The organism is Xenorhabdus sp. SGI240 (assembly GCF_040081915.1).
GTDB classification, from domain to species: Bacteria; Pseudomonadota; Gammaproteobacteria; order Enterobacterales; family Enterobacteriaceae; genus Xenorhabdus; species Xenorhabdus bakwenae.
In genome coordinates, this window is sequence record NZ_JBEBMB010000085.1 from 1 (window position 1) to 3374 (window position 3374).

General features: G+C 38.8%; 7 protein-coding genes. 1 reads left to right on the forward strand and 6 read right to left on the reverse strand.

Features of this window, described 5'->3' with window-relative positions:
• The 3 genes from ABLA76_RS15435 to ABLA76_RS15445 all read right to left on the reverse strand — a co-directional run.
• A partial coding sequence (locus tag ABLA76_RS15435; RefSeq protein WP_348988600.1) for a phage antirepressor N-terminal domain-containing protein occupies positions 1 to 117 on the reverse strand: 117 nt, incomplete at its 3' end.
• 169 nt (positions 118 to 286) lie between these two features.
• A complete protein-coding gene (locus ABLA76_RS15440) occupies positions 287 to 688 on the reverse strand; it encodes a structural protein (RefSeq protein WP_348988596.1) in 402 nt (133 codons plus the stop codon).
• Complete coding sequence (locus ABLA76_RS15445; RefSeq protein WP_235428058.1) at positions 685 to 987, reverse strand: phage holin family protein; 303 nt, start codon at positions 985 to 987, stop codon at positions 685 to 687. Before ABLA76_RS15445 ends, ABLA76_RS15440 begins: the two co-directional genes overlap by 4 nt.
• 166 nt (positions 988 to 1153) lie before the next feature.
• Between ABLA76_RS15445 and ABLA76_RS15450 the strand changes: the two genes are divergently transcribed.
• Positions 1154 to 1381 carry a hypothetical protein gene (locus ABLA76_RS15450; RefSeq protein ID WP_348988597.1) on the forward strand — a complete coding sequence of 76 codons (228 nt, stop codon included), beginning with the start codon at positions 1154 to 1156 and terminating at the stop codon, positions 1379 to 1381.
• Here ABLA76_RS15450 and ABLA76_RS15455 read toward each other — a convergent pair whose 3' ends face one another.
• From ABLA76_RS15455 to ABLA76_RS15465, 3 genes are all read right to left on the reverse strand, one after another.
• A complete protein-coding gene (locus ABLA76_RS15455) occupies positions 1382 to 1543 on the reverse strand; it encodes a hypothetical protein (protein ID WP_348988593.1) in 162 nt (53 codons plus the stop codon).
• Positions 1544 to 1766: 223 nt separating this feature from the next.
• Positions 1767 to 2210 carry a hypothetical protein gene (locus ABLA76_RS15460; protein WP_348988598.1) on the reverse strand — a complete coding sequence of 148 codons (444 nt, stop codon included), beginning with the start codon at positions 2208 to 2210 and terminating at the stop codon, positions 1767 to 1769.
• 13 nt (positions 2211 to 2223) lie between these two features.
• Positions 2224 to 3027 (reverse strand): hypothetical protein, encoded by an 804-nt coding sequence (locus tag ABLA76_RS15465; protein WP_348988599.1) that lies wholly within the window; start codon positions 3025 to 3027, stop codon positions 2224 to 2226.
• Positions 3028 to 3374 lie beyond the last annotated feature (347 nt).

The window sequence follows — 3374 nt, forward strand, 5'->3', positions numbered from 1 at the left end:
TGAAGCCCAGTTCATCCCCATTCCTTCAACAATGGGTTTCATCGGCACATACGGTTCATTATTGTATTCCACAACATAAAGTTCATCGTCATAAAAAGGGACTGTGATTGTGTACATATGCGTATTCCTATAGAAATAAGAGCCTGCTGACGTAGAAATATCGCCCATGAGAGGTCGCCACCTTTAGCGATAGTTCTCAGGCTCTATTTCTATAAGCTCATGATTGGGTTTCGCGCACGTCAGTACGCAGATAAAAAGAAGCCCCGCAAATGCGAGGCTATGGAATTCAGATTAAGCTGTAGGCTTTTTCGAATACATCATCCGAATAAGGCTGCTTGCCGTTCTCGTGCCGGATGATGGACTTAGCCAGCGCAATCAGCGTGGGTTTATTGATGTCCAGAACCTGATTCGGGTCTACATTCAGTGCCTTGGCAACACCCTTGATATAGGCTGAGGTGTTATTCTCGTTATTTGGAGCATAGCGATTAATCATCTTAGCCACACTCTGATAACCGTTCTTGTGGTAATTGGTCAGCAACTTCATGAGTGCCCGGATACCATGCTCCGCAGTCTCGAAACGACAGAAGCGCTTCTCAATCTTCGGGTCATGCGGCAATTGACCCTGCCACTTATTAGCGGGATTGTGATCAATGTTGCCCGGATTGTGATTGTCAATGCCTCTGGTCATCTTGGGTCACCTGTCAGTCTGTTCCAGAAATACGTGAGTGCGATACTTCCCATCGCGCCGCACATCCCCGCACTGGCGAATGTCATGTATAAGCTCAGTCCCGCTTCTAAACTGATAAAGCCCCCTATCAGTCCGGTGAATCCCGAAACGACTACCTGAGCCACTGCCCCGAACCAACTCCAGCGGGCATTACTGGTTTTTATATCGATGATGTAGCGGACTATCCCGCCCCATGCTGAAAGCAGCAACAGTATCAGCCATTGATACAGTTCAAAGCCGCTTGGGTCTTTATTTGGCATGCGCATATTCCACCCCATTTGAACAATGGGCGTCCGTGGGGTGAACGATGGTTACCCCTGTGAGTCGGTTAAAAGTAATAGGTTAATAGTTAAGGTAAGCTGTTGGGTCAGCCAAATGTCAACTAACCGAAGCGACGGCTGATTAGCTTCGTAAAAAGGTAACTCAATGACGACAATGATCACTCGTCGCATCCAAAATGTTCAAATATCCACAGACTCAGGTACTAAAGAGCAAGTGGCTTCTGAAGTTGGTGCTCTCAAATTTGCCGTAGCGTTAATGTTCTGCCGAATGCCTAAAGAAGATCAGAAGTATTTATTGTTAGAGATGCGTCAACTAAACGATGCGTATTCCAATAAACTTGCGGATGAATTACAGCAATTTCAGCGTAAGTAATTAACGGTCACCAACAGCGGTTGTGATCAGTAAATTCTTGCCGCAAATATCAATCGTTTTCTGATTAGCGGCAAAATAACAATCAACAGCTCCTCGTAGTTCAGAGAGCTGTTTTTCCAACTCAACGACTCTTCTTTCCAACTCTTCAATACGCTTTTCCATCATTCACCTCGCTAGTGAATTAATAGGCTGCCGACCGCAATAGGATTGGAGTGTTGAGACGTTGCGGTGGCGAATTTCTTATATGTGGAATTAACTTAACACATAACCAATACGAGGATTCTCTCGATATGGTGTAAAACAAAAAGGCCGCATAAGCAGCCTATTTTTAAATAATGATCAGCCCATAGATAAACTGTCTATTCTAGGATTACACTAGTGAGCACTATGCTCCACCATGTTTTTTTATGCTTATCAACTGTATCCCTAACGTACATATCAATAAAAATGTGATTAATGCAAATGTTAGTGAAAGAGAAGCGATTCTGATACTTTGTATATTCGACATACAAAGGAACGATAAAGCCATTGTTATTCCCAACTCAAAAAAAGTTGTCATATATATCAAATAAGTAGCATGAAGATATCCAGCTTTCTTGAAATTCTTTAATTTCAAATCATCCATACCAAAAAGAATAACAATCATCGCTATCAGTAATGCCATCATAGCAGTTGAATATGTAACCAGTGATGATCCTAGATTACTTATATTTCCATTAAATGTAACACCTTGAAAAATAAAATTTCTTACTAAATATTGTGTCAGAAATCCAACGCAATTGCATATTATAAGAATAAAAATAATTACTATCAATGAGTTACGTTTCATGGTGCTATTACCTTTAAAATCCTAGCGACCTTAACACTGTGTTATTATTATAATTATCCTCCATCTGACTCGCAATTAATGCGTTATCAGTTATGATGTCAGATACAGTGTTGGATGCTATTACGTTTATATCAGTTGCAACATCACCTAGATGCTCCTTAGCTGATACTGCTATGGATCTTACTTCCTGCGGTAAGTTATTCATTATTCCGGAAAAAGTATCTTTTATATCCTTACTTCTCTTGGGTATAATTTTTATTTCAAACGAATCAACATCATCATAATCAACATTGCCCGTAAAAAAAGTTGAAAGACCACTAACAAATGATTGATTTTTCTCAATTTTCATAGTGATTTTACCAACATGAGCATAGCTAAGTAATTCTTGTTCGGTTACATCTTTAGTTATCGGCTGAAACTTAATGTTATGATTCGAATTTCTTGAGAACATAACTGTGTCATACATTTCCGCCAATTTATTTATTCTTGGCGAGTGTAGAGTGTTACTAAAACCGACTAAATTATCTTTTATGATAAAGAACGAAGCGAAAGCTATTTTTTCATTTTTATTCAGTATATTAGATAAATCAACACATGTGTTGCTGCTCACATCGAGCTTTCTAAAAACATCCTTACTATTCGTTTTTATAAAAATATAAACATCTTTTAACAAATGCTGAATAACGTAATGCTCACCTGATATCGTGGTTGAATTAGTTCCATCCTTAATCATAGTATCGATGGTTGTTTTCAACGACTCACAGACGGTAGCTTCATCAACAGGGAATAAACGATGCGTAAAATAGTTTGTTTTCATCCGTATAAAACCAGCAAGTAAAATTTATAGCATCTTATCTTATAAGTACATTTTACACATCTGTGTATTACTACACTGGATGTAAACACAGTATCATCAATAAATCTCATAACAAAGGAGATTATATCTATTAATGTACCTAGTATTGATAGGTAGGACTTGTTTTATAAGCCCAACAAAAAGGCCACGCCATGCGCAGCCTTGGAATAACTACTTGAATTAGTTCCGATATCGGAATTCCGATATCGAGAAATTGAAATATTCATCTAAACATCCCGAACTTGCGGGATTTTGAACTACCTGAAAATCTTCGGTAGTTGGATAAAACCATCGAATTCATCTTTCAT